Consider the following 26,335-nt stretch of genomic DNA (forward strand, 5'->3'; position numbering starts at 1 on the left):
GGTCTAGCGGTCTCCATCAGCAGTGGGCATGACGTTCGGTGAGCGTATCTGCAAAATACTTTGCCAGGCGCGCCAGATAGCCACGGCGGCAATAAAAGCGGCGCAAAGTACCAGCGAAACATTGACGATATTCCATGGCACGCCAAGAATCGCGGTGCGCCCGGAAGCACGCGACATCACCAGGAATCCGCCCCAGACAATGACCCCCATCAACGCGGTGATCACCAGATGCTGAAAAAGATACAGCGCATGGGCGGCGCGCGGTTTTAACCTGCGCACTAAGATATCCACCGCAATATGCTCATAGCGGGCGAATGCCGCTGCGGCACCCAGGAAAATCAGCCAGATAAACAGCATGCGTGCCAGTTCATCGGCCCAGGGCAGCGAGTGATTCAATACGGCGCGGCCCAACACGTTGGCAGACACCGAGACAATGAGCGCTACCAGCAGAGCCGCAATCGCGTGCTCCATTGCCAGTGTCAACCAACGAAACAGTGCAGGACCGCGGCGCTGTTCAGTATCGATCTCCAGCGGTTCGCGCTGGGGGTCGTCAAAAAAGGCCGCGGTATCCGGAATAGGAGTATCAGGTTTGTCCATGAGCTCTCCGAAAAGACAGGTAACGACCATGCAAGAGACGCTTGCCTCTTGCATGGTCTAATCGTGGAAAATGCGCACGAGAGCAATCCGAAGTATCAGCGGATACCTATTGGGCTGCTGTCGAACCGGCGAGCCGCTGGAACTCTGCCACTAGGTCTTCACCAATGCGTGGTGCCCACTCGTCATAAACCGGCTGTACGGCTTCCTGGAAAGCGCCTATCTGTTCGTCATTAAGGCGAGTGATTTGCATGCCTCGCTCTTCAAGCTGGTCGCGTGCCCAATCGTCGTATTCGGCCGAAAGCTGGATTTCATAATCGGCGGCCTGCAGGGCGGCCTCCTGAACCAGCTCTTGATACTCAGGGTCGAGGCGATCCCAGGTACGCTGGGAGATCATCTTGATAAAGGGGGTATAAACGTGGCGTGTTTCCGAGCCGTAATCCTGCACTTCATAGAAGTTGGACGTCAGGATGGTGCTCCAGGGATTTTCCTGACCATCGACAACGCCTTGCTCCATGGCTGAAAACAGCTCACCGAATGCCATAGGCGTCGGGTTGGCACCTAGCGCCTGCCAGATAGCCAGGTGAACGGGGTTTTCCATGGTGCGTACGGAAAGACCGCGAACGTCCATACCGGCTACATCTTCCGGCGATGAAACTTCGCGCGCGCTATTGGAAAGCTGACGGAAGCCGTTTTCAGCAAAGGCCAGTGCCTTGATGCCGGTGCCGTCAAATGCGTCGAGCATCTCTTGAGCGGCGTCGCTACGCATAGCCTCAATGGCGGCTTCACGAGTAGGGAGCAGGAACGGCAGGTCGAAAACTGACAGCTCTTCAACGTAGCCGGTCGCGGGGGAAGACGATGGGTAGGTCATGTCCAGCGTGCCGGTCTGGAGCATTTCCATCATCTGCACGTCGTCACCCAACTGACTGTTGGGAAAGATATTGACGCTGATTCTTCCTTCGCTGCGCTGGTCAAGAATATCCGCAAAATATTGGCTGGAAATGTATTGAGGCGAGGTTTCTGCTAGGCCAAGCCCCATACGTAAGGTCACGCTGCCGTGGTCGCCTACAACGCCGCCTTCGATCTCGGGCGGGTCAGAAAGATCCGGCGTTTGCGCGTAAGCCATGCCTGAGCTGAGCAGGGTAGCACCGGTCATTAACAGGGTGCGCTTCCAAAGATAATGCATCGTTATCACTCTCCTGGCGTACTGCAGTCCGCTTCGCGAAGGACGTCTTGCAAGCGAGCTGCAACGTGGTTGTTGTTATGCTTGTGCGGCACCCCCTTGTGAGATAAGCGCCGCAGCCCTGTACTGAATGTCTAACGTTTTGAGTATATGTTCAACATATACTTTTGTATGTATCGACGATTCGACGGAGAACGCGTACCGTCATGGCAACCCTCTCCTTGTGTTTAAAGGAGATTATTTCATTGAGAATGTTAGTAGGGCCGATTATGAGGTTTAGGCATGCTTACTGACGTTTTACCTTTACTTTAGGCGTGGAGCGTAGCCATGGCCAACCCTCATCGAATAACCCCAGAGCAGTTACGTTCACGTTACTGGTTCGATAATCCTGAACACCCCGGCACCACAGCGCTGTGTGTTGAGCGCTATCTTAATTACGGCATTACCTTGGATGAGTTGACGAGCGGTAAACCGATTATTGGTATCTGCCAGTCGGGGTCTGATTTAACCCCGTGCAACCGTCACCATATTGACTTGGTTAAGCGGGTCAAAGACGGCATTCGCGCGGCGGGTGGCGTGCCGTTTGAATTTCCCATGCATCCTATTCATGAAAATGTGCGTCGGCCTACCGCGGCATTGGATCGCAACCTAGCCTACTTGGGGCTGGTGGAAGTGCTTCATGGCTATCCGTTGGACGGCGTGGTGCTAACCACCGGCTGTGACAAAACCACTCCCGCCGCACTGATGGCCGCGGCAACGGTCAATATCCCCGCGATTGTGCTGTCCGGTGGGCCGATGCTAAACGGCTGGCGGGGCGCCGAGCGGGTGGGTTCGGGCACGATTATCTGGGAGCTGCGCAAGCGCCTGGCAGCAGGGGATATTGACTACGCAGAGTTTCTTTCCCGCGCCAGCGACTCAGCGCCTTCGATTGGCCACTGCAATACCATGGGCACGGCGTCCACCATGAACTCCATGGCTGAGGTATTGGGCATGAGCCTGCCGGGCTCGGCGGTCATCCCCGCGCCCTATAAAGAGCGCGCGATGGTGTCCTATGACACTGGCGTGCGCATTGTCGATATGGTCTGGGAGGACTTGCGCCCGCTGGATATTTTGACTCGCGAAGCATTTGAGAACGCCATCGTGGCCTGCTCGGCGCTGGGCGGCTCGTCCAACGCGCCGGTTCACATTAACGCTATCGCCCGCCATGCAGGTATTGAGCTGAATAACGATGACTGGCAGCGCCTGGGCCACGAGATTCCGCTGCTGGCCAACGTGATGCCCGCCGGTGCGTTTCTGTGTGAAGAGTTTCACCGTGCGGGCGGCGTGCCCGCGATCCTCCATGAACTACAGGGGGCCGGCAAGCTGCACGGCGCTGCGTTGACGGTGAATGGTCGCTCTTTGGGCGATAATCTGCAGGGCCGGGAAACCCAGGACCCTGACGTGATTTGCCGCTACGCCGAGCCGCTGGTGGCTCATGCAGGATTTCTCAATCTCAAGGGTAATCTGTTCGAATCCGCGTTGATGAAAACCAGCGTTATCTCAAGGGATTTCCGCGAGCGCTTTCTGAATGATCCAAGCGACCCTGAAGCCTTTGAAGGCAAGGTAGTGGTATTTGATGGTTCAGAAGATTATCACGCGCGTATTGATGATCCGGCGCTGAATATCGACGCCCGCACCATTCTAGTGATGCGGGGCGCTGGCCCGGTAGGGCATCCCGGCGGCGCCGAAGTGGTCAATATGCAGCCACCAGAGGCATTGATCAAACAGGGGATTGAGTCGCTGCCTTGCCTGGGCGATGGTCGTCAGTCGGGCACTTCCGGCTCGCCGTCGATTCTCAACGCGTCTCCGGAAGCGGCCACCGGGGGCGGGCTGGCGCTGCTTGAGAGCGGCGATCGGCTGCGGGTTGATCTTAAGCGTGGCGAGGTGCAACTGCTGATTGGCGCCAGTGAGCTGGAAGCCCGCCGCAAGCGTTTGGCCGAGCAGGGCGGCTACCGTTATCCAGGCCATCAGACCCCTTGGCAAGAGATTCAGCGCAGCATGGTCGAGCCGCTGGATCGCGGCATGACGTTAGAATCTGCGACCAAGTACCGCGATGTGGCCCGCCAGCATCCGCCTAGGGATAATCACTAGCATGAGTCGCTTTAGCGCCTTGTCGCATCGCCAGCAGGGGCTACTGTTGACCGGTGGCGGCGCGATGATCATGGCGCCGGATGCTTTGTTGATCAAAGTAGCCGACCTGCCGGATGCCGAGATTCTCATGTGGCGCGGCTTTCTCTCCGCACTGGGGTTTTTGCTCATCGCCCTGGCGCGCTATGGCCGCGGCACGTTGGCGGCTTATCGCCGTTGTGGTTGGACCGGCATCGCCGTGGCGCTACTGTTCAGCCTGACCACCTGCGGTTTTGTGCTTGGCAATCAGTACACCAAGGCAGGCAACGTGTTGATGATACTGGCCAGCGCGCCGCTGATCGCAGCAATTCTCTCCTGGGTCATTCTCAAGGAGCGCTTGCCTCGACGCACGTGGCTCGCGATCTGTTTATGCATGGCGGGTGTCGCCATGATTGCGTTAGATGACTCGGGCGCAGGCTCATGGGTAGGCAACGCTTTCGCCTTGGTAACGGCGACGACGCTGGCGATTAACTTTACCCTCTGCCGTACGCGGCCGGGGGTGGATATGAGCCCGATGCTGGTATTCAACGGACTTATTGTGGGAAGCGTAGCAGGGATTTTCTGGCTGGCGGGGAGCGAGCCGTCCTTGCCCGCTACAAATCAACTTGCGGTGGTGGTGTTGCTTTGCCTGATCATTGTGCCTTGCGGCGTCACGCTGTTGCAGCGCGGGCCGTTGTATCTGCCTTCCGCTGAAGTCGGCTTGCTGCTGTTGCTGGAAGTCGTAGTGGGCACGCTGCTGGCCTGGTGGATTCTGGCTGAACAGCCCGCACCGGTCGCCATGGTGGGCGGCGCTTTGGTGCTTGGCACGCTAAGCGCTAAAGGCCTTTATGAACGGCGGCTGGAGCTTAGGCAGCGCGCCGGGCTTGAAGCTATTGCCGTCGATGAAGCTATGCCATCGCTGAAACGACGCCACCCGTCACCGTAGACCGGTCAAGTACGTTATGATTGGCTGGAATTGAAATAGGGTCTTATCGCAGTGACATCATCTCTCAGTAAGCCGTCGGCTCGCCCCAGTATCGCTGAACACCTCGCCGAGGAGATCTTCGGCGGGCGCTATCGCCCCGGCGACTTTGTGCCGCGTGAATTGGATCTATGCGAACGCTTTGCCATCAACCGCTCGGCGGTGCGTAGCGACCTGCGCCAACTGGTGGAGGCGGGCATTATTGAGCGTATCTCAGGCCACGGCTCCAAGGTGCGTGAGTACTCAGAGTGGCATATTCTCGATGTCCAGGTGACCGACTGGCTGACCCGTTATGCGGCCCCCAACCCCGATATTCAGCGCGAAATCCTCGCATTTCGCCTGGATGTTGAACCCTATGTGGCGATGACCGCCGCCAAGCGTGCCAAAGCGCGTGACTTAGTGGCCATTGAAGAGGCTTTTGAAGGGCTGGGCCAGAACCTGCGCAACGCGACCTGCCAAGAAGAGCGGCGCTTACACAGCGAGTGTGATATTGCCTTTCACGAGGCAATCTTCAAGGCGACCCACAATATCGTCTGGGCGCAGCTGTCGCATATCCTGCGGCCCTCTATCTACCTGCTGGTCTCGATGTCGAACGAAAGCGCCTCTGACCCGGAAGAGAGCCTGGAGCGTCATCGCCAGCTGATGGAAAGCATCCGGCTGCGTCGCCCTCGCGAGGCGTTTCTGGCGGCTCAGGCAGTATTGGCGGGCACGGCAGAAGCGCTAGGGCTTGAGCATAGCGTCAGCTCATTAGGGCGTAGCGTTGAGTTACCCCATACGGGTACCTGAACGCTATAGCCTGTACCGCTTTCAATATTAAAATAAAGGCCAGCATATGTCTGACTTCAACCTTGGTTTCGTCGGCGTGGGCAAAATCGTTCGTGACCAGCACCTTCCGGCGATAGCCACCATTTCGCATTGCCAACTTGTCGCCACGGCAGATCCACACGCAACATTGCTGGATGTACCTGCCTATCAAGACCTAAGCGCGATGCTCGATGCCCACCCTGAAATAACCGCTGTGGCAATCTGTACGCCGACGCACCTGCGCTACTCTCAGGCACGCCTGGCGTTGCTGCGTGGCAAGCACGTGCTGCTAGAAAAGCCACCCGGGGCCACACTCAGTGAAGTGGAAAGCTTGATCTCGCTGGCTGCCGAGCAGGGCGTTAGCCTGTTTGCCGCCTGGCACTCACGCTTTGCCCCCGGCGTTGCACAAGCCAAACAGTGGCTTGCAGCGTGCCAAGTACAGCGCGTTGAGATCGAGTGGAAAGAAGACGTGCGGGTATGGCATCCAGGTCAGGCGTGGATATGGCAACCGGGCGGGATGGGGGTGTTTGATCCAGGTATCAACGCGCTTTCAATCGTCACCAGCATTCTTCCCCAGGCGTTTTTTCTGCGCCAGGCTCAGTTATGGGTGCCGACTAACTGCCAGACCCCGATTGCCGCTGAGCTGTCTTTTACCGACCCAGGCGGTGCCAAGATTGAGGCGGTCTTTGATTTTCGCCAAACCGGTCCGCAAACCTGGGATATCCATGTCGATACGGATAAAGGCCGTGTGAGCCTGACCCAGGGTGGGCGGCGCCTGATGATTAACGACGAGTTGATAGTGGATGAGGAGGAACGCGAGTATGCCGGCCTTTATAACCACTTTGTTGAGCTTGTTGCTAGTGGGCGTAGTGACGTGGATGTCGCGCCACTACGCCAGGTGGCTGACGCGTTTTTATATGGCCACCGCGAGGCAACCGACGCGTTTGTAGAATGAACGGCTACCAAGTCGCGGTGGAAAGAGTTGCGGTGGAAAGTTAAGCCGCGATGGCGAGGTAGCCGAGGGTCTATCTCAGTGCTTGTTGCCGTCTGAAGCCATTTTATTGCGCTGCATGCAACTGTCGTAAGCTTGGGGAACAAAGCTCTCTTCCCCCACGTCATTTCGAGCCTGTTTAAGGAACTCGCACAGCGGGGGAAGCATGTCGGACGTTAGTCGGTAATCGCTTAGCGTTTCAGCCAGGTAGCGCATGTCTTTCTCTGCATTTCCAAGGCTGAACTGCAGTTTCGTGCACTCTTTCTGCAGCACCCACTCCATAACCGGAGCCAGCATGGCGCTATTGGCACCGCCCTGAGAACAGATTTCCAGCAGCTTCTCCTGCGGGACATCCATTGCGGCAGCCATGGTAGCAGCTTCGCTAACCAGCGCTGCAGCACCCAGCGACAGGAAGTTATTAATCAGTTTCAGCTTATGCGCTGACCCGACCGCACCCACATGAAAGATGTTCTCGGCGAAGCTTTCGATGACCGGCGTAATGCGCGTAACCGTTGAGGCATCGCCCCCCAGCATAACGTTGAGCCGCCCCTCACGGGCTTCGCGCGGCGTACGGGCTAACGGTGCATCAACCAGGGTGACTCCCTGCTCTGCGACAGTTTCAGCAAGGCGCTCGGTCGATTCAGGATGAGCCGTAGAGCAGTCGACGATAATCAGCCCTTCATGGGCCCCGGCCATCAAACCATCGGCCCCGTTTACTATCTCGCTAACCTGTTCGGATGTTTTGACGCAGATAAAAACAATATCGCTGTTTTTGGCCATCTCGGTAGCACTTGCGACTTCAACAGCCCCTTCGGCAGATAGCACCTCTAAAGGCGAACGGTTGCGATGCGCCATAACGCTTAGCGGGTAGCCGTTACGCACTATGTTGCGGGCCATTTCCTTACCCATTAAGCCGAGCCCGATGAATCCGATACGTTCCTGTTTCATGGTGACCTCCAATCAGTTATTTGATGACATCCTAGATAACGCTCACTTGTCTGACCCTGACGCTAAAGCTAAGCAAAAAGCGGCTATTGGCGTGCCTGAGGGAAAGCAACGCCTAAACGCTCTGACCAATCATGAAGCGCTTCGGGAACGCCCTCTGGAAGCGGAACGCCTTGTTGTGAGTAGCGCTTGTGTAAATCGAGCCCGCGCTCTCCAGGAATGCGTACCTGAGGATCACCTTCGGCGACTGGGTTGTTACGGCACGCATCGGCCAGCGCGCCGGTTTCACGCTTGAACGCTTCAAGCCCACCAAAAGCTTCCGGGTCCAGCACCTGCACCATGACCGAGGCACCCCACTGCGAAGGCGCCTGCACGCGCCCGAACCCTGCCAGGCCAGAGGTCAAAGCTTCCACCATGAGCCCTAGTGCGTAGCCTTTGTGGCCATGGTCCAGCCCGCCGATGGGCATAATGCTGCCTTTGGGCTCGTCGAAGAGTACCTCGGGGCGATCGGTCGCCTGGCCCTGGTTGTCTTTAAGCCATGGATAAGGCAAGCGGCTATTTTGCTTGTTAAGCCGCCCGACCATGCCATTGGTGGTAATGGACGTACTGACATCCAAAAGCACAGGGCCTGAATCAGTCGGGTAGCCCACGGCGATTGGGTTGGGCGTATGGGTCGCCTCTAGCCCGCCATACGGGGCAACGGATTTAGTCGCCGGGTCGGATGATTCGATCACCACCACAAGATCTTGATCGGTGGCACGCTTTAGGTAGGCGGCCAGGCAGGCGATATGATTGGAGCGCCGAATCACCACCGTACCGGTACCGCAGTCGCGCGCCATGGATTCCGCAGCTTCCATGGCTTTGAGGATCAGCCACGGCCCGGGCAAGTAGCGGCCATCCCAGGTCTGTACGGCGGCACGTTCAGAAATTACCTCGTACTCGCCGGTGACCGGCATTCGGCCTGACTGTATTTCCTCAAGGTAAGGCGCAAGAAGTTGCAGCCCGTGAGTGGTGTGCCCCATCAGGTCGCCTTCAACAAGCACTTCAGCGACGGCATTGGCTTTATCATCATCAAGCCCTGCAGCTACGAGTAAGGCAGTGCTGAATCGCGTTATTTCCTGAACATCGTAATGTTGGCTCATTGTGTTTATTTTCCCAGCGTTATGGGTGGACAGATGGTTTATTGATTATGACGTCTGAGCTGGCGTATCAGGGCGCTATGGTCAAGATCACCCTCTCCCTGGGCGATAAGCGCTTCATAAAGCCCGTTGACCATCGAGGAGACTGGCAGCTTAAGCTGCAATTCTTGGGCTAAGGCCATGGCGGTCTGGGTATCTTTCAATTGCCATTTCGCCGGCCCGCCGGGGGTAAAATCCTCCTTGATCATGCGCTGGCCGTGGATACGCAGAATGGTCGAGTCGGCAAAGCCTCCTTCTAGCGCATTCAGCATCTGCGCAGGGTCAGCTCCCCCTTGTTCTGCCAGTAATATGGCTTCGGCCACGGTAGCAATGGTGTTGGCCACAATCATCTGATTGGCGAGCTTGACCAGCTCACCGCTGCCTGCTGGGCCAACGTGGACCGGCCTGCCGAGCGATAGGAGGATGGGCTCAACGGCTTTAAAGCTTGCAGCATCTCCACCCGCCATGATGGCTAGAGTGCCGTCAATCGCTCCCTGCTCACCGCCGGATACCGGCGCGTCCAAGTAGTGAATCTGATAGGTTGCGGCCTCCTCAGCTTGGCGGCGTGCCGTCTCGACCGGGATGGAACTCATGACGATCAGAGTGGCGCCGGGCTGCATGGCGTTGAGCAGGCCATCTGAACCTAATAGTAATTCATCGCACACCGGTCCCGAGCTGAGCATAACGATCACAACATCGCTTTCGGTGACTGCCTGTTCAGGCCTTTCTACTGTCTCGACACCTACCGTTTCCAGACTGTCGGCTTTGCTTTTTGTCCGGTTCCAGGCGCGCACCTGGTGGCCTGCTTTGGCCAAGCGCTGTGCCATAGGAGCACCCATAATGCCGGTGCCAATAAAGCCGATAGACCGTGAAGTTGTCATTGTTGGTTCCTCTAACGGTTGGGGCTAATGAGTTTTTGTGGCCGCTATTCAGCCGCTTTATCAGATGTTTTCATTAATTTGGTTAGTGCCCGTTTTTCATAATGTAAAGAGATATCAATAACACTTTAATATGGATGTAATTAACGTTGTTTTTATTAAGCTTGAGCTATCCACGTAAATAAGACGGCACCTCAATGTCTCCTGAATCTCGAAAGTTAATAAGCCGATCAAGCACGGTAGATTCTGAGCGCTCCAAATGAGCCATTAATAGCTTTCCAGCCTGGGCGGGTTGCTTCAGGCGCATTTTCTCAAATACCCATAAATGCTCATCAAAAAAAGGATCTTGATCGGGAAGTTTAAGTACCCGCCCAAGCAGATGCTTACTGATTAATAAGATAGGATGCGTGCGCCGTAACATATTCATTACTTCCTGGTTATCACCCAAGCTAACGGCGGTATGATGAAGGTCATTTTCCAACTCATCCAGTAACTCGCCTTTAATATCTGGGTAACTGTCGGCGGCATGCTTGAGTTTGGCAATATAGCCGTTGAGTGTGCTTTCTGAAATATTATCGGTCGCACGTACAATCATATAAGGCTCTAATTGACGACGTGCTTCGTAAAGATTGTGTAACCGCTTGTCATCTAAAGGAACCACATTCCAGCTATTGTATTTAAACTTTTCGACCAGGCCGATAGATTGCAAATGGAGCAGTATCTGGTGGGTGACCGTGCGGCTGACATTCAGTGATTTGGAAAGCTTAAGTTCATTGAGTTCAAAGGTGCCCTTTATCGAGCATAGAACAATGGCATGCTCGACGCTGTCGATGTGGGCCCGCCAGGAGACGGTGCGGTCGACTTTAGGGGCGTAGCCGCGCTGTTTGAAATCACCCTCACTGAGAGAGCGCCGTACTATCTCGTGTGGCGATGCGCCCACCAGATAGCCGCGCCCCTCAAAGCGGCAGATATACTGCTCTTCATGTAACCGGCTCAGCGTTTGGCGAACAGGGGAGCGGCTGATACCAAAAAGCTCGGCTATATTTCCCTCAAGCAGCACAAGGCCGGGTTCCAGACGCTTTCCAACAATACCCTGCTTAAGAGCCGTATAGAGCTGGTCGCGCAGCGTTTGTGTCATAGGTAGTTAGTTGCCCTTAAATAAACGATTAGGTGATGGCACCTACCAGCCAGGGGACGAACTCATTACTACCATAACCCAGTGACTCGCTAGCACTCATGTCGCCTGAGGCGATGGCGATGATACGCTCAAAAATTTGTTCCCCGACCTCTTCTACACTGGCAGTGCCATCGACGATAACGCCACAGTTTATATCCATATCTTCATGCATTTTCTCATACATGGAAGTATTGGTTGCGAGCTTCAGGCAGGGCGCGGGTTTAAAACCTGAAACCGATCCGCGTCCGGTAGTAAAGCAGACAACCGTTGACCCAGAGGCAATTTGCCCGGTTACAGAAACGGGGTCGTAGCCCGGGCTATCCATAAAGTTAAACCCACGAGTGGTTATCTTTTCGGCATAGTGCAGCACATCGTTAAGGCTTGAACTGCCACCTTTTGCAACGGCTCCCAGGGACTTTTCAAGAATCGTTGAAAGCCCGCCTGCTTTATTGCCCGGTGACGGATTGTTGTTTAATTCAGCGCCATTTATTTCGGTGTAATGCTTCCACCAGGTAATACGATCAAGCAGCTTTTGCGCGACATTTTCATTGATAGAGCGATCTATCAGCAGGTTCTCAGCACCGTAAATCTCGGGGGTTTCTGCAAGGATCACGCTGCCCCCATGTTGCACGATAAGGTCGGCCGCATGGCCAAGCGCGGGGTTCGCCGTAATCCCTGAATAACCGTCTGAGCCGCCACACTGCAGTGCAACCACCAGGTGCTTTAGGGGTGCAGGTTCACGCCGCATCTGCCCATGCTGAGCAGCCATTTGCATGATGTGATCGCAGGCGGTTTTAATGCTGGTACGGGTTCCTCCCGCATCCTGAATATTGAAGTAAGCAAGCCGTGAGGCGTCTTCTAGCTCTTTTTTTGCGACGAGCGTTTTGACCTGGTTGGTCTCACAGCCCAAGCCGATAATGAGCACAAAGGCAAAATTGGGATGCTGGGCATAACCGGCGATGACGCGCTCAAGAAAGGCAAAGCCTTCTGAGTCTGTATTCATGGCACAGCCCGAACCATGGGTAATCGCAACAACGCCATCGAACCCCATCTGACTTAGTTCATCAGACTGGTTGAGTGTATCTGCCGCTGCTTTCGCTACCGTTGCGGAGCAGTTAACGGTCGACAAAATGCCAATGTAGTTACGCGTGCCTACGTTACCGTCATCACGTTGAAAACCCTGGAAGGTGCGTGAACTACTTGTGGTGTCTGTTTGCGGGTGGGGCTGAAAATCTTTTAATGAAGAGTCGAGCTCTATCATGGTGAGATTATGGGTGTGTACATGCTCACCGGGTTGTACATCCTGCGCCGCTATGCCAATCAGTTGGCCGTACTTATAAACGGCGTCGTCTTTATTGATGTTAGTTAACGCAACTTTATGACCTGCATCGATATTTTCTTTTGCGAGCGTGCCATTTTTATCTATTGGAAATCCTATGGGTACCGCTTTTGAGGCGACGCCCACGTTATCCCGAGGATTGAGCTGAATAATAACTGACGGGGCATTAATGAGATCCATCGTTTACCTCAAACTTATTATTGGCTTTTTAGGTAAAAGCTATGCGCAAGCTAGTAAGCGGTCATTGTTGATGCACTTTAGCAACTAAGCGGTGTACGTCGATTATACTATCGTCCTATATAATGGTCATTGAACGCAATGTTCATTTGATCTAGATTGCTTTCAGATACTGAATATTTACTCTTTTTGAACAGGGGAGGTCGGTCGCCAGCGAATTAGTTGTTGCTTACTAAGGATAAAGAGCAACTTAATGATTTAATGATGTTTTTATGTGAATTATCCGTTCATGTTTTTTTAAAAAGACATAGGTGGCCAAAAAAATATCATTGAACTATTGTCATGCAGGTATGCTGTATGACACCTTTAAATAAAATGCATATTTGGTTTCAAGCAAAACAATAATGAGAAATGAAAATGCCCTACATCATCAACTACTTAACGAAAATTCAGTTCGGTGAGAATGCGATTGCAGAGCTAGCAAATGAGCTGCAGCTGCTTAAGGTGAAAAGGCCTTTATTTGTAACTGATAAGGGGCTGAGTAGTACTCCTCTTATTGCACAAGTGATTGAATCTGCAAAACTTTCTGTAGATTTTAATGAGCAGGCATGTGTTTTCGATGGCACGCCTTCCAATCCTACTGAAGTCGCCGTAGAGCAAGCGCTGACGTTCCTGCGAGAAAATGAGTGTGATGGCATTGTGGCCGTAGGTGGTGGTTCCAGCATTGATTTGGCTAAAGCGGTCGCTTTACTTTTTAACCATCCCGCGCCATTGCGCCAGTACGCGGCGATCGAGGGCGGGGTCGCTAAGATCAATGCCGATGTGCTGCCGCTGATTGCAGTACCGACAACGGCGGGTACAGGAAGTGAGGTGGGGCGAGCCTCTTTGATCACCATGAAAGATGACCGAAAGCTGGGGTTTCTTTCTCCGTACCTGATTCCCGCTGTGGCTATCTGCGACCCACGTTTGACGCTCGGTTTACCCCCTTTCCTGACTGCCGCAACGGGTATGGATGCGATCGCTCACTGCGTTGAAACCTTTTTAAGCCCTAAAGTGAATCCTCCTGCTGAAGCGATTGCATTGGATGGCCTGAAGCGCGCAAGCGCCTATCTGGTCGAGGCGGTTGAAAACGGCACTAACTTAACCGCTAGAAATGAAATGATGATGGCGGCTCTGGAAGGCGCGATGGCGTTTCAGAAAGGGTTGGGGGCGGTTCACTCTCTATCCCATGCGTTAGGCGGGCTGCACGAGCTAAAACTTCACCACGGCACGCTCAATGCTGTGTTAATGCCGACGGTTCTAAGGTTTAACCAGCGCGATTGCGAGGAAAAATTTGCTCGTCTAAAAGACGCAATGGGACTTGCCGAGGATGATGATTTAGCTGAAGCATTTGAAAAGCTCAATATTAAGCTGGGCATGCCTTCCAGCCTGAGTGAAATGGGCGTTAGAGAAGAACATCTAAACCAAGTGGCACAGTGGGCACTGGAAGACCACTCTACGGCTACCAACCCACGTGCACCTTCCAAAGAAGACTTTTTCAAGATGCTTAATGAGGCTTTTTAAAAGATAAGGTTTATCGGCTTAATAGAAATAAAGGAAGTTTTTGGCAGGTTCGCAATAAAGGATGGAACCCGGCAGTTTCAAAAAACCATAATCAAATCCAGGCAGTTAACGACGAAAGGAAAGTGGATATGACAATTACAAACCATTCTCTCAAGATCAAGACACTCCTCGCTTCCAGCGTAGCGGCAGCGGTTCTGGTGGCCTCTGGTGCAGCCCTTGCGGATTATCCAGAACGTCCTATTACGTTGATTGTGCCTTGGGCAGCAGGCGGCGGCACTGATGCGACAGCGCGTACTATCGCCCGCGCACTGGAAGAGGAGCTGGGCCAGAACGTCAACGTTGTTAACCGCACCGGGGGCAGCGGCGTTGTTGGCCATACCACCATGATCAATGCCAAACCAGACGGCTATACGCTTGGCCTGGCGACCGGTGAAGTAAACATGATGCATTGGCAGGGGCTAACCAATCTTACCTATGAAGATTTTACCCCGATTGCGCAAATCAACTATGACTTCCCCGGTATACAGGTCGCCGCAGATTCCCCTTATGAAAGTCTTGAAGAGCTGCTCGAAGCTATACGTACTGAGCCTAAAGGCACGTTTACTGCTTCCGGTACCGGTCAGGGCGGTGTTTGGCATTTAGCCTTTGCGGGCTTTTTGATGGACCAGGATATTCCTGCTGACCAGGTTACTTGGATTCCTAGCGAAGGCGCGGCGCCAGCGATGGTAGAACTGGTATCCGGAGGAATTGATATCGTACCCAGCTCCGTGCCCGAAGGCCGTTCCATGATGGAAGCTGGCCGGGTGAAAAGCTTTGCGGTGATGTCTCCTGAGCGCATTCCCAGCTTTCCTGATATTCCCACCACCAATGAGCTAATCGACAGCAGCTATCAAGTAGGTGAGTGGCGAGGTATCGCCGGTCCTAAAGGCATGGACCCAGAGATAGTGGCAACGCTTGAGTCAGCCTTAGAAGCTGCTTACAACAGCGATACCTATCAAGGCTTTATGGATCAGCAAGGCTTTGGTACCGAATGGCGTAATGCGGAAGAGTTCGGGCAGCTGATGCAAGAGATGGATAGCGTCTTCGGTGAAATTGTTGAACAGGTTGGCTTAGCTAACTAAGGCACGACAATGGAGGCGGTTTCTCACAGGAGAATCTGTTGTAGAAACCGCCATTAGGTAACTGTTTTCTGATTTGCCACGTTTAGATGGCCCTTGCTTTCTTCCCCTCTCACCGGGGGAGTGTGTCTTAGACAGGCCATCTTCGCGCGATGGCGTAAGCGAAGATCTCGCGTTTAAGCAGCCAGCGCTTATAACACTTGGCCAGTTAATGATGTCGATGATCTTGTCAGTGGTTTTCATCCGCCTTGCAAAGGAGCCAATGCATGCAATTGCCCACTAATCCGTTTAAAAACATGCTGATCAAGCGCGAACCCATGTGGGGTTGCTGGGCTGGCTTTGCAACGGGGTATGCCGCTGAAATAATCGCTAACACCGGGTTCGACTGGCTGCTGATCGATGGCGAGCATGCCCCAAATACGGTGCCCACTATTTTGGCCCAGCTGCAGGCCGTGGCGCCTTACTCATCTGCTCCCGTTGTGCGTAGCGTTAATCACGACCCCGCATTAATCAAGCAGTTGCTGGATATCGGCACGCAAACACTGATGGTGCCGATGGTGGAAAGTGCTGAGCAGGCGGCTGCCCTGGTACGGGCGACACGTTACCCGCCGCATGGCGTACGCGGTGTGGGCGGTGGGCTGGTGCGTGCAACCCGATGGGATGGCGTGGACGACTACCTGAATAAGGCGCATGAGTCGCTTTGCCTGATTGTTCAGGTTGAGTCACCTAAAGGCGTTGAGCAGGCAGAAGCCATTGCCGCCACCGACGGCGTCGATGCGGTTTTTATTGGTCCAGCAGATCTTTCGGTGGGGATGGGGTACCCCGGCAATCCTGGCCACCCCGAGGTCCAAAGTGCGATACAGAAAGTGATTAAAACGGTTCATGCAGCAGGCAAGCCGGTAGGAATTTTGGCGCCGCTTGAGGAGGATGCGCGTCGCTATCAGGCGTTAGGCTGCCAGTTTATTGCGGTAGGTATTGATATCAGCCTGCTTCGTCAGGGGGCGCTGGCAACGCTTGCCCGCTATAAAGAGCTGCCTTCTCAGCCGACAACCAGAACGTACTGATTCAGACGCCTTAAGCCGTCTTTATAACCAAAAAATGTAAGCCAGCAACTACCAGAGGATATTTAAAATGATAATGACAAACCATTCTCTAAAAGCACTTATTACGTCCAGTCTAGCGGCAGCCGTTATGGTGGCTTCTGGTTCAGCTCTGGCAGACTATCCAGAACGCCCCATTACGCTGATTGTGCCTTGGGCCGCAGGCGGCGGTACTGATGCAACCGCGCGCACTATTGCCCGCGCCTTGGAAGAGGAGTTGGGTCAGAACGTCAACGTGGTTAACCGAACAGGGGGCAGTGGCGTTGTTGGGCATACGGCCATGCTTAATGCCAAGCCGGATGGCTACACGCTTGGCCTGGCAACTGTCGAAGTGAATATCATGCATTGGCAGGGGTTAACCGACTTAACCTACGAAGATTTTACGCCAATTGCGCAAATTAATTATGACTCCCCCGGTATACAGGTAGCTACTGATTCTCCTTATGAAAGCCTCGAAGCGCTGGTTGATGCAATGCGTAGTGAGCCTAAAGGTACTTTTAATGCTTCGGGTACCGGGCAGGGCGGTATCTGGCACTTGGCCTTTGCAGGTCTTTTGATGGACCAGGATATGTCCGCCGACCACGTTACTTGGATACCTAGTGAAGGGTCCGCTCCCGCAATGGTAGAGCTGGCATCTGGCGGTATTGATGTCGTATCAACCTCTGTACCCGAAGCACGCTCAATGATTGAAGCGGGTCGCGTTAAAAGTTTAGCGGTCATGGCGCCAGAGCGTTTACCGAATTTTCCAGATATTCCCACTGCTGGCGAGGTAATTGACAGTGACTATTACACGGGTGCGTGGCGAGGCATTGTCGGTCCCAAAAATATGGATCCTGAGGTCGTCGCAACCCTAGAAGAAGCCCTGGAAGCCGCTTATAACAGCGATACCTATCAAGGATTCATGGATAAACAAGGGTTTGGAACCGAGTGGCGCAATGCGGAAGAGTTTGGCCAAATGATGGAAGAGATGGACGGTATTCTCGGTGAAATTGTTGAACAAGTTGGCTTAGCTAACTAAGGAATGACAATGAGAGATGTTTTCGCCGGCATAGGGTTTATGATTGCAGGGATTGTGACAATTATCACAGCCCAGCAATTTCCTACTCTACCCAGCCTTCAGTATGGGCCTTCTCTGTTCCCCTCCCTCGTTGGAGGGGGATTTTGCATCGGCGGCGCGGTACTTACCTTAAATGCGCTGTGGCAGAGAAGAAAAGCGGCCGCTCAAGAAGTACAGGACGATCCGACACTCGCTACCTCGCCGTCTGAAAAAATGAGCTGGGCGATGGTGCTGCCCCCCGTGGCGATTGTCTTTTATATCCTGGCAAGCGATTACCTGGGGGCAATGCTTACCATAACGGCCATTATGTTTTTGCTCATGTTGTTGAGAAAAACAAAGATTTACGTGGCCCTGATAACCTCTGTGGTTATGTCATCCGCTATTTATTTTATTTTCTCGCACTATTTGCTTATTCCATTGCCGCAAGGGGTTTTATTAGGGGGTAGCCTGCCATGGATATCTTGATGAATGGAGTGGGGCTGGTTTTAAATTTTGATACCATCTTGGTTATCTTGGCAGCTTCATTATTTGGCATATTTGTTGGTGCAGTACCCGGTCTTACGGCAACCATGGCTGTCGCACTATTAGTCCCTTTAACCTTCTATATGGACACTATTCCCGCTATTGCTGCCATTGTAACCACATCGGCTATGGCAATATTTGCGGGGGATATTCCCGGTACGTATCTCAATATACCGGGTACACCTGCCTCTGCTGCCTATGTGGGTGAATCGCATGCGTTAGCCAAAAAAGGCAGGGCGAGGGAAGCGCTGGGTATTAATCTGGTCTGCTCCGTTTTTGGCGGTATTTTTGGCACCATCATTTTGATTGTTGTTGCTCAGTCACTGGCGGAAGTAGCGCTCAAGTTCAGTGCGTTCGAATACTTTTGGCTCGCGGTGCTGGGGCTAAGCTGCTCAATTTTTATTTCGGTAGGCTCTAGAACAAAAGCATTTCTTTCACTGCTGTTTGGCGTCCTGCTGTCAACGGTAGGGCTGGATATGATGAGTGGCGCTCCTCGCTTCACATTTGGAGTGCCCGATCTTATGGCTGGCGTTAACTTCATACCCGTTATGATCGGTATGTTTGCCCTCAATGAACTGATGAGTTACTACGGATCAAAATCCGAGAAAAAAACCATCAGCGTTGTTGATAAGGATAGTGTTTTCCACAATGTGCCGAGGCACATTAAACGTTATTGGCGCAATATGGTGCGTGGCAGCTCAATCGGCACAATGATTGGCGCGTTACCCGGTGCGGGTGCGGATATCGCCGCCTGGATCTCTTATGGTGTGGGCAAAGGCAGGTCAAAAGACAGTTCCAAATATGGTACCGGTAATATCGAGGGCATTGTTGATGCCAGCTCGGCCAATAATTCCGGAATCAGTGGCGCATGGGTGCCCGCTCTGGTCTTCGGGATTCCAGGCGACTCCATTACTGCTATCGTGATTGGCGTTTTATATATGAAGGGGATGAACCCTGGCCCCACCATTTTTATGGATGGGAGTGGCCTAATCTACGCACTTTTCATTGTGTTTATCTTGGCTAATTTGATGATGCTACCTATTGGCTATATAGCCATTAGATTGTCAAAACTTTTCATCCTTACACCCAGCCGAGTATTGATGCCCATTATATTGTGCTTTTGCATTGTGGGTGCTTTCGCTATCAACAATAGCGTTGTGGATATCTGGTTAATGCTAATTGTTGGCTTGGTGGCCTATTTGCTCGCCGTCAATGATTTCCCCATGGCCCCCGCCATACTCGGTTTGGTCCTGGGCTCGGTTGTTGAAAACAACTTTATGAGCGCCATGCTGCGAACCGGTGGCGACCTAACCAGCTTCTTTGCAAGGCCCATCAGTGCAGGGCTTGGCATTGCAGTCATCTTGCTGTGGTGCTCACCGCTGTTGATTAAAGCTTATCTCTATCAAAAGCGTAAATCAGAAAGGGCATCAGCATGATCTGCATTAATAAAGCCCGGGTGAGCTTGCTGAACACCTCTTCATAAACGCTTGTTTACGCCGCCATCGTGCTTGCAAAGAGCCATGGTGGCGTACGTCCAATATTTCCCGGCCCTTGTGCATAGCAAACCCTGAGACTTAGGCGTGCTTCCATAGTCTGCTTAATCGCCTACTACGCTTTGACTATGCTCAAGGCAGACATAACTCCGTGATGTAAAGGCATTAATTTATCCTCGATCTGGAGCAACTTTAGTCTCACCTAAGAATGTCTGGCTTCTTCGGCTATGCCCCATAAATCAGGCCTTATGCCTCACTAGATAACTAAAATGATATTGATTTTAGAGGTTTCATATATTTGTTGGTTATCGAATGGCTGCTTATAGTGCGTTTGCTTTGATAGCTGCGATATATCGCAGCATGAATAACGACAAACCTTAGGAAAACGCCATGTTAGAAACCACTCAAGCACTGGGGGCTTCTACCCTTGCCCTGATGCTGATAGCAGCTTCCGCCATCATTATTTTGCTGGTATTGATCATCCGGATACGCCTTCATCCATTTTTCGCGCTGGTGATCGTGAGTATTGGTACTGCACTGGCAACCGGCATTACAGGGGAAGATTTAGTTCCAACGCTCTTAGGTGGTTTTGGTAACACCTTAGGCAACGTTGCACTATTGATTGGTTTTGGCGCGGTACTGGGACGTATCGTCGCCGTTTCAGGAGGCGCCCAGGTTTTATCCGATACCTTGATTCGCTTATTCGGCCATAGCCGAGCTCCCTTGGGCTTATCAATTGCGTGCTTGCTATTTGGCTTCCCCATTTTTCTTGATGCGGCATTCGTCGTCATGCTGCCGGTCATTTATTCCGTGGCAAGAGAGCTTAAAGCATCGCTATTGCTTTACGGCTTACCGGCGGCAGGTGCCTTTTTGGTCATGCATGCGCTGGTGCCACCACACCCAGGGCCGGTAGCCGCGGCGGTTTTCCTGCAGGTTGATATTGGGAAAGTGCTGTTTATTGCGCTGCTTGTCGGTTTACCTACCTGGTATTTGATGGGCTACCGTCTATCGCTTGTGCTCGCTAACCGTATGCCGTTTCAACCTGTCCCCAGCCTGATGGGCGAAAGTAATGAAGAGATGCCCGTCGATAAACGCCCGGCATTTCGCACCGTACTTTTAGTGTTGTTATTGCCGCTCGTACTTATCTTCCTCAATACCGGTCTTACAACACTGTCTGAAGGTGGCGTCGTTGATGCTGGAAACCCGGTCTTGCAAGGCTTGATATTGATCGGTGAAACACCGATTGCCATGTTGATCAGTACATGTGTAGCGATGTGGCTGCTGGTCATTCGCTCGCCAGCGCGCAAGGCCATTGGCTCTATTAATGAAACCGTTGAAAAAGCCCTTTCGCCCGTTTGCAGCATTATTCTTATTACCGGTGCAGGGGGAATGTTCGGTGGCGTACTAACCGCGAGCGGTATCGGTGATGCGTTAGCGGCGAGCCTTCAAAATTATGGTTTGCCGATTATTCTGGCCGGTTACGTTATCGCTTCGGTCATCCGTATTGCGCAAGGCTCTGCGACCGTCGCGGGAACTACTGCTGCGGGCATCATGGCCCCCGTCGTGTTGGCTGACCCTTCTCTTTCAGGATTAGCGACAGCCTGTATTGCGGTGGCAATCGTTGCGGGCGCAATTGGCTACTCCCATGTTAACGACTCAGGATTCTGGTTAGTGGGGCGCTTTCTAGGTGTCGATACTAAAACCATGCTTAAAACCTGGACGCTGATTTCGATTGGCATATCGCTGATGGCCTTCGGCTTATCCTGGCTGGTGTTCACTCTGGTTTAACTAATTATCTGATTCAGTTCGTATGTTTTTACGGTAACGACAAAAAGACTTAGTGACTGGCAACGAGTGGTAAAGGAGAGATAATGAGCGACGTATCTAAAGAAAATAAACCTTATCTACGTTCAGCCGAGTGGTTTGGCACCGCCGATAAAAACGGTTTTATGTACCGCAGCTGGATGAAAAACCAAGGCATCCCCGACCACGAGTTTCAGGGCAAGCCGATCATCGGCATCTGTAATACCTGGTCGGAGCTCACCCCCTGCAACGCCCACTTTCGCAAGCTGGCCGAGCATGTGAAAAAAGGGGTATTAGAGGCGGGAGGCTACCCGGTCGAATTCCCGGTGTTCTCCAACGGCGAATCGAACCTGCGCCCCACCGCCATGTTTACCCGCAACCTGGCGAGCATGGATGTGGAAGAGGCGATTCGCGGTAACCCGATTGATGCAGTGGTGCTACTGGTCGGCTGTGACAAAACCACTCCGGCACTATTAATGGGCGCGGCGAGCTGTGATATCCCCACGATTGTGGTCACCGGCGGGCCGATGCTCAACGGCAAGCACAAGGGCAAAGATATTGGCTCCGGCACCGTGGTCTGGAAGCTTTCCGAGCAGGTCAAAGCCGGTGAAATTTCGCTGCACGACTTTATGGCTGCCGAGGCAGGCATGTCGCGCTCCGCGGGCACCTGTAACACCATGGGTACTGCTTCCACTATGGCCTGTATGGCCGAGTCATTAGGCACTTCGCTGCCCCACAATGCCGCCATTCCAGCCGTGGATTCGCGCCGCTACGTGCTTGCCCACCTGTCGGGTAATCGGATTGTCGAGATGGTCAATGAAGATTTAAGGCTTTCCAAAATTCTGACTAAAGAAGCCTTTGATAACGCCATCCGCACCAACGCCGCGATTGGCGGCTCGACCAACGCCGTGATTCACCTCAAGGCCATCGCCGGGCGGATCGGGGTCGATCTTCAACTAGATGACTGGAGCCGAGTAGGGCGCGGTACGCCCACGGTGGTCGACCTGCAGCCTTCAGGGCGCTTCTTGATGGAAGAGTTCTACTATGCCGGTGGCCTGCCTGCCGTGCTCAAACGCCTGGGCGAGGCGGATCGCTTGCCCTTTAAGGATGCATTAACCGTTAACGGCAAAACCCTATGGGAAAACGTCAAAGACGCCCCGCTGTATAACGACGAGGTCATCCGCCCGCTGGATAACCCGCTCACCGCAGATGGCGGCATTTGTGTACTGCGCGGCAACCTGGCACCGAATGGCGCCGTGCTCAAGCCCTCGGCGGCAACGGCCGCGCTGATGCAACACCGTGGGCGTGCGGTAGTGTTTGAAGACTTCGACGATTACAAGGCACGCATCAACGACCCGGACCTGGACGTTGAAGCTAACGACATTCTGGTCATGAAGCACTGCGGGCCACGCGGCTATCACGGCATGGCGGAAGTCGGCAATATGGGCCTGCCGCCCAAGATCCTTGCCCAGGGGGTGACCGATATGGTGCGTATCTCCGACGCCCGAATGAGTGGCACCGCTTATGGCACCGTGGTCCTACACGTGGCCCCGGAAGCCGCAGCGGGTGGCCCGCTGGCCGCGGTACGCAACGGCGATATGATCGAACTCGACTGCACGAGCGGCCGGCTCAACCTAGAGGTTAGTGAGGAGGAGATTAAAGCACGTCTTGCCGAGTTTGATGCCACGGCAGCCTCGACACTCATCGCCAGCCAGGGTGGCTATCGCCAGCTGTATATCGAGCATGTGCTGCAAGCCGATGAAGGCTGTGACTTTGACTTTTTGGTGGGCTGTCGGGGCTCGGAAGTGCCGCGGCACTCGCATTAAGTCTCAGCGCTAAGACCAAGCACTGATAGCTGGCTAGGTTTATCAATGGCTATTTTTCTGTTGAGCATTGTGGGCGATTATTTCGCGCAGGGTGCTCATCAGGACTGCAGCCCCCGGCGAGAGCCGCTGGTGGCGCAAGCTGACCAGGCCATAAGGCTGCACGCTGAGCGTTTCATTGAATGGGAGGAGATGAAAGCGCTGAGGGGCGCAAAGCAGGTCCGCCGTTTCGCGGGTGGTCACCGTAATGGTGTTGGATTTATCGACCAGCGCTAAAGACACAAATACATCCGCGGTGTCGACGACTTGGCTTGGCGGTGCTACCTGATGATGTAAAAACAGACTGTCTACCCGTTGACGCATCAGCGCGCCGGGTGGCTGTAAAGACCACGGGTAGGCGGCCATATCGGCGAGGCTCAATGGGGTTTTCCCTGCCAGCGGGTGGCCTTCTCGACACACAAAGCACAGCTCTTCCTCGCCAATTTCTTCAAACACAAAGCGCTCTACATCAACGCCTGCGGGGATACGCGTAATGGCGAAATCCAGCTCACCTTCAAGCAGGCGGGGCACCAGTGCCTTGCTGACATCGACATCCACACTAATTTTAAGCCCCGGCCGGTCTCTATGTACCCGCTCGATAGCGCTGGTGAGTAATGTAACGGCGGGCGCCATGACGGTTCCCACTGCCACGGTGCCCATATTGCCGTCGCGTAAGGCGTTTAATTCCTCACCGGTATGCCGCAACGCCGACAGCACGCTATGTGCGTGGCGAATCATGATTTCGCCGTACCAGTTGGGCGTTAAACCACGTGGATGGCGCTCGAAAAGGCGAACTCCCAGGTTGGTTTCCAGGTCACTGAGCAGTTTTGAGGCGGCAGGCTGGCTCATCTTGAGCTGGGCGGCAGCACGGTGCAGGTTGCGCTGCTCATCAAGGGCTAAAAATAGCTGAAAATGACGCAACTTTAGTCGTGCGTGAAGAAACCAGTTCTCGTCAAGGACGCCCATGGAATAAGCCTTCTAATGTTATTGATAGCAATAAAGGTATCGAAATTGACGCATTTGCATATTGGTTGGTTATGGTAGGGCTGTCTAGTGTAAGTTGTGTATTAGCGATAAGCATGTCGCGTTAATAACAACAATAAACATAATAGGAGAAAGGTAATGCCTATCATGCACGCCCCAATAAAAAGCCGCCTGGGTTCAATACTGTTAAGTGCAGGCATAGCTTCGCTATTGATAAGCGTGGCCCAGGCGCAAAGTGATAAGGAACCCATGGCAAATAGTGAAGCGGACCACGGTGTTGGCAAATCCGTATTTGGCCAATTGCCCGATGGTCGTCAAGTGGACGTTTATCAGCTCACCAACGCCAACGGTATTGAACTGAGGGTGGCCAACTATGGCGGTACGATCCTTTCGCTAAAAACGCCTGACCTGGAAGGCAATGTCGACGATATCGTGCTCGGCTTCGATTCGTTGGACGAGTATCTATCCGATGAGTATCGCAAGGCTAACCCTTACTTCGGCGCCATTATTGGGCGCTATGGCAACCGTATTGCCGATGGGCAGTTCACGCTTGAGGGCGAAACCTACTCGCTTGCCACTAACGATGGCGACAACCATCTGCACGGCGGCCAACAGGGTTTTGATAGAGTGATTTGGGAGGCTGAGCCGTTTAAGAATGACGAGGGTACCGGGCTTGTACTGCGCTATATAAGTGAAGATGGCGAAGAAGGCTATCCTGGCCGGCTAGAAACACAAGTGACCTACACGCTAACCGATGACGATACCTTGATCGTCGATTACATGGCCGAGACCGACAAGGCAACGCCCATCAACCTTACCCAGCATAGCTATTTCAACCTTAAAGGTGAGGGAAATGACTCCATTCTTGACCATCGGCTTATGCTCAACGCCGATGCCTTTACCCCGGTCAGTGAGTCGTTAATCCCGACGGGTGAGCTGCGCGATGTTGCAGGCACGCCATTCGATTTCACCCAGGCCACACCCATCGGCGAACGGATCGAGCAGGACAATGAGCAGCTCTCCTTCGGCGGCGGTTACGACCATAACTTTGTGCTTAACCGCGATAATGCCGAGCGCGGTGATCTGGTGATGGCGGCCAAGGTGTGGGAGCCACAAAGCGGGCGGATGCTGGAAATCGAAACCACCGAGCCCGGTATTCAGTTCTATTCAGGTAACTTTTTGACCGGCGACCTGACCGGTAAAAGCGGCCAAGCCTATTCGCAGCGCTCAGGCTTTGCGCTGGAAACCCAGCATTTCCCCGACTCACCTAATCAGGATGCCTTTCCCAGTACGATTTTAGAGCCGGGAGAGACTTACCAGTCACGCACGGTCTTTCGCTTTTCTGCCCAGGACGATATGGACACCTAACCCATTCGCCTGGTCAGCAGCCGACACTAATTTTAATAACATTAACAATCATTAGAACGTCAGGAGCACAACAATGGGCATGGTAACCACGTTTACGCGTTTGGCGCTGGGTAGCGCGATCATGTTGGCCTCGCTGGGTTCTGTGCAGGCACAGGACGACGTGAAAATTGGCTTTATCGTCAAGAAACCAGAGCAGGCCTGGTTCATTAACGAACAGCAAGCAGCCACCGACGCCGGTGAAGAACTCGGCTTTCAGGTCGTGCGCTTAGGTGGTGAGGACGGCCAGGAAGTACTCAGCGCGATTGATAACCTCTACGCCCAGGGCGCGCAGGGGTTTGTCATTTGCCCGCCTGATGTGCGCTTGGGGCCTGCGATTATGAACCGTGCCGAGCAGTACGGCATGAAAGTGGTCACCGTGGATGATCAGTTTGTAACCTCCAGCGGTGAGCCGATGGAAGGCGTGCCGCATCTGGGGATGTCAGGTACCAAAATTGGCCAGCAGGTAGGCGAGGCGATTGCCGCTGAAATGGAAGCGCGTGGCTGGGACCCGCAAGACGTTGGCGCGCTGCGTATTACCAATAACGAGCTGCCGACGGCCGTAGAGCGGACGGACGGTGCGACCCAGGCACTGCTTGCGTCGGGCTTCCCGGAAGAAAATATATTCGACGCACCTCAACAAAGCACCGATACCAGCGGCGCTTTTTCGGCAGCATCACCGGTGCTTTCCCAGCGCGGCGGATACGAGCACTGGGTCATTTACGCGCTTAACGAAGAGAGCGTACTCGGTGGTGTCAGGGCGACCGAACAGTACGGTCTGGCGGCGGAAGATGTGATTGGGGTAGGAATCAACGGCTCAGGCGCGGCGTTTGCCGAGTTTTCCCGTAATAACCCTACCGGCTTTCACGGTACCGTCGCGGTCAGCTCCACTATGCACGGCCGCCAAACCGCTGAAGACCTCTACCGCTGGATTAGCGAAGGCGAGGAGCCGCAGGCCAATACCGAAACGACCGGTACGTTAATGACGCGTGATAACTGGGAAGAAGTGCGCGCCGATCTTGGCCTGTAACGGCTT

Annotated in this window: 21 protein-coding genes and 1 pseudogene; 14 read left to right on the forward strand and 8 right to left on the reverse strand. The window is 53.6% G+C overall.

Translation table 11 applies throughout. From position 1 onward, the window contains the following. Positions 1 to 3 precede the first annotated feature (3 nt). Both ACT3R7_RS08115 and ACT3R7_RS08120 read right to left on the reverse strand, forming a co-directional pair. Positions 4 to 597 carry a TRAP transporter small permease gene (locus tag ACT3R7_RS08115; RefSeq protein WP_193091540.1) on the reverse strand — a complete coding sequence of 198 codons (594 nt, stop codon included), beginning with the start codon at positions 595 to 597 and terminating at the stop codon, positions 4 to 6. A 106-nt stretch (positions 598 to 703) separates the two neighbouring features. Further along, the gene (locus ACT3R7_RS08120) at positions 704 to 1,780 is read right to left on the reverse strand and encodes a TRAP transporter substrate-binding protein (protein ID WP_417420769.1); all 1,077 of its coding nucleotides are present in this window, start codon (positions 1,778 to 1,780) and stop codon (positions 704 to 706) included. A gap of 324 nt (positions 1,781 to 2,104) precedes the next feature. Between ACT3R7_RS08120 and ACT3R7_RS08125 the strand changes: the two genes are divergently transcribed. The 4 genes and pseudogenes from ACT3R7_RS08125 (at position 2,105) to ACT3R7_RS08140 (ending at position 6,663) form a co-directional block, all read left to right on the forward strand. Next, positions 2,105 to 3,907 (forward strand): IlvD/Edd family dehydratase, encoded by a 1,803-nt coding sequence (locus tag ACT3R7_RS08125; protein ID WP_496198967.1) that lies wholly within the window; start codon positions 2,105 to 2,107, stop codon positions 3,905 to 3,907. A gap of 1 nt (position 3,908) precedes the next feature. Beyond that, positions 3,909 to 4,888 (forward strand): annotated as a pseudogene (locus tag ACT3R7_RS08130) (DMT family transporter). Positions 4,889 to 4,919: 31 nt separating this feature from the next. Further along, positions 4,920 to 5,690 carry a FadR/GntR family transcriptional regulator gene (locus tag ACT3R7_RS08135; protein ID WP_417420763.1) on the forward strand — a complete coding sequence of 257 codons (771 nt, stop codon included), beginning with the start codon at positions 4,920 to 4,922 and terminating at the stop codon, positions 5,688 to 5,690. A 46-nt stretch (positions 5,691 to 5,736) separates the two neighbouring features. Next, positions 5,737 to 6,663, forward strand: a complete 927-nt coding sequence (locus ACT3R7_RS08140) for a Gfo/Idh/MocA family protein (RefSeq protein WP_496198968.1) — start codon at positions 5,737 to 5,739, stop codon at positions 6,661 to 6,663. A 75-nt stretch (positions 6,664 to 6,738) separates the two neighbouring features. On the opposite strand, the gene ACT3R7_RS08145 is transcribed toward ACT3R7_RS08140, so the two are convergent. From ACT3R7_RS08145 to ACT3R7_RS08165, 5 genes are all read right to left on the reverse strand, one after another. After that, a complete protein-coding gene (locus ACT3R7_RS08145; RefSeq protein WP_417420759.1) occupies positions 6,739 to 7,647 on the reverse strand; it encodes an NAD(P)-dependent oxidoreductase in 909 nt (302 codons plus the stop codon). 83 nt (positions 7,648 to 7,730) lie between these two features. Then, a complete protein-coding gene (locus ACT3R7_RS08150) occupies positions 7,731 to 8,786 on the reverse strand; it encodes an Ldh family oxidoreductase (RefSeq protein WP_496198969.1) in 1,056 nt (351 codons plus the stop codon). 38 nt (positions 8,787 to 8,824) lie between these two features. Then, positions 8,825 to 9,703: an NAD(P)-dependent oxidoreductase gene (locus ACT3R7_RS08155; RefSeq protein WP_417420755.1), complete on the reverse strand. Its 879-nt coding sequence runs from the start codon at positions 9,701 to 9,703 to the stop codon at positions 8,825 to 8,827. A gap of 166 nt (positions 9,704 to 9,869) precedes the next feature. Then, complete coding sequence (locus ACT3R7_RS08160; protein ID WP_496198970.1) at positions 9,870 to 10,838, reverse strand: GntR family transcriptional regulator; 969 nt, start codon at positions 10,836 to 10,838, stop codon at positions 9,870 to 9,872. Between the two features lie 28 nt (positions 10,839 to 10,866). Next, the gene (locus tag ACT3R7_RS08165) at positions 10,867 to 12,396 is read right to left on the reverse strand and encodes a UxaA family hydrolase (RefSeq protein ID WP_496198971.1); all 1,530 of its coding nucleotides are present in this window, start codon (positions 12,394 to 12,396) and stop codon (positions 10,867 to 10,869) included. Positions 12,397 to 12,810: 414 nt separating this feature from the next. Between ACT3R7_RS08165 and ACT3R7_RS08170 the strand changes: the two genes are divergently transcribed. The 8 genes from ACT3R7_RS08170 to ACT3R7_RS08205 all read left to right on the forward strand — a co-directional run bounded on the left by ACT3R7_RS08170 (position 12,811) and on the right by ACT3R7_RS08205 (position 22,875). Continuing rightward, positions 12,811 to 13,956: a 4-hydroxybutyrate dehydrogenase gene (locus tag ACT3R7_RS08170; protein WP_193091548.1), complete on the forward strand. Its 1,146-nt coding sequence runs from the start codon at positions 12,811 to 12,813 to the stop codon at positions 13,954 to 13,956. A gap of 128 nt (positions 13,957 to 14,084) precedes the next feature. Next, positions 14,085 to 15,077: a tripartite tricarboxylate transporter substrate binding protein gene (locus tag ACT3R7_RS08175; RefSeq protein ID WP_193091549.1), complete on the forward strand. Its 993-nt coding sequence runs from the start codon at positions 14,085 to 14,087 to the stop codon at positions 15,075 to 15,077. 263 nt (positions 15,078 to 15,340) lie between these two features. Then, entirely contained in the window at positions 15,341 to 16,138 is a 798-nt protein-coding gene (locus ACT3R7_RS08180) for an HpcH/HpaI aldolase family protein (RefSeq protein ID WP_193091550.1), read from the forward strand. A 67-nt stretch (positions 16,139 to 16,205) separates the two neighbouring features. Further along, positions 16,206 to 17,192 carry a tripartite tricarboxylate transporter substrate binding protein gene (locus ACT3R7_RS08185; protein WP_193091551.1) on the forward strand — a complete coding sequence of 329 codons (987 nt, stop codon included), beginning with the start codon at positions 16,206 to 16,208 and terminating at the stop codon, positions 17,190 to 17,192. Between the two features lie 9 nt (positions 17,193 to 17,201). After that, entirely contained in the window at positions 17,202 to 17,696 is a 495-nt protein-coding gene (locus tag ACT3R7_RS08190; RefSeq protein WP_192538164.1) for a tripartite tricarboxylate transporter TctB family protein, read from the forward strand. Then, a complete protein-coding gene (locus tag ACT3R7_RS08195; protein WP_193091552.1) occupies positions 17,684 to 19,189 on the forward strand; it encodes a tripartite tricarboxylate transporter permease in 1,506 nt (501 codons plus the stop codon). The genes ACT3R7_RS08190 and ACT3R7_RS08195 overlap by 13 nt, the downstream gene beginning before the upstream one ends. Before the next feature lie 447 nt (positions 19,190 to 19,636). Continuing rightward, positions 19,637 to 21,034 carry a GntP family permease gene (locus ACT3R7_RS08200; RefSeq protein ID WP_192538166.1) on the forward strand — a complete coding sequence of 466 codons (1,398 nt, stop codon included), beginning with the start codon at positions 19,637 to 19,639 and terminating at the stop codon, positions 21,032 to 21,034. Positions 21,035 to 21,117: 83 nt separating this feature from the next. Then, positions 21,118 to 22,875 (forward strand): IlvD/Edd family dehydratase, encoded by a 1,758-nt coding sequence (locus tag ACT3R7_RS08205; protein WP_496198972.1) that lies wholly within the window; start codon positions 21,118 to 21,120, stop codon positions 22,873 to 22,875. A 42-nt stretch (positions 22,876 to 22,917) separates the two neighbouring features. Here the strand turns inward: ACT3R7_RS08205 and ACT3R7_RS08210 are convergent, their stop codons facing one another. Beyond that, entirely contained in the window at positions 22,918 to 23,877 is a 960-nt protein-coding gene (locus ACT3R7_RS08210) for a LysR substrate-binding domain-containing protein (protein WP_192538168.1), read from the reverse strand. A gap of 156 nt (positions 23,878 to 24,033) precedes the next feature. Between ACT3R7_RS08210 and ACT3R7_RS08215 the strand changes: the two genes are divergently transcribed. Next, positions 24,034 to 25,263 (forward strand): aldose epimerase family protein, encoded by a 1,230-nt coding sequence (locus ACT3R7_RS08215; RefSeq protein WP_193092901.1) that lies wholly within the window; start codon positions 24,034 to 24,036, stop codon positions 25,261 to 25,263. A gap of 73 nt (positions 25,264 to 25,336) precedes the next feature. Then, entirely contained in the window at positions 25,337 to 26,329 is a 993-nt protein-coding gene (locus ACT3R7_RS08220; protein ID WP_225736160.1) for an arabinose ABC transporter substrate-binding protein, read from the forward strand. Positions 26,330 to 26,335: the final 6 nt, after the last annotated feature.

Source organism: Halomonas sp. AOP43-A1-21 (assembly GCF_052376775.1).
GTDB classification, from domain to species: Bacteria; Pseudomonadota; Gammaproteobacteria; order Pseudomonadales; family Halomonadaceae; genus Vreelandella; species Vreelandella colorata.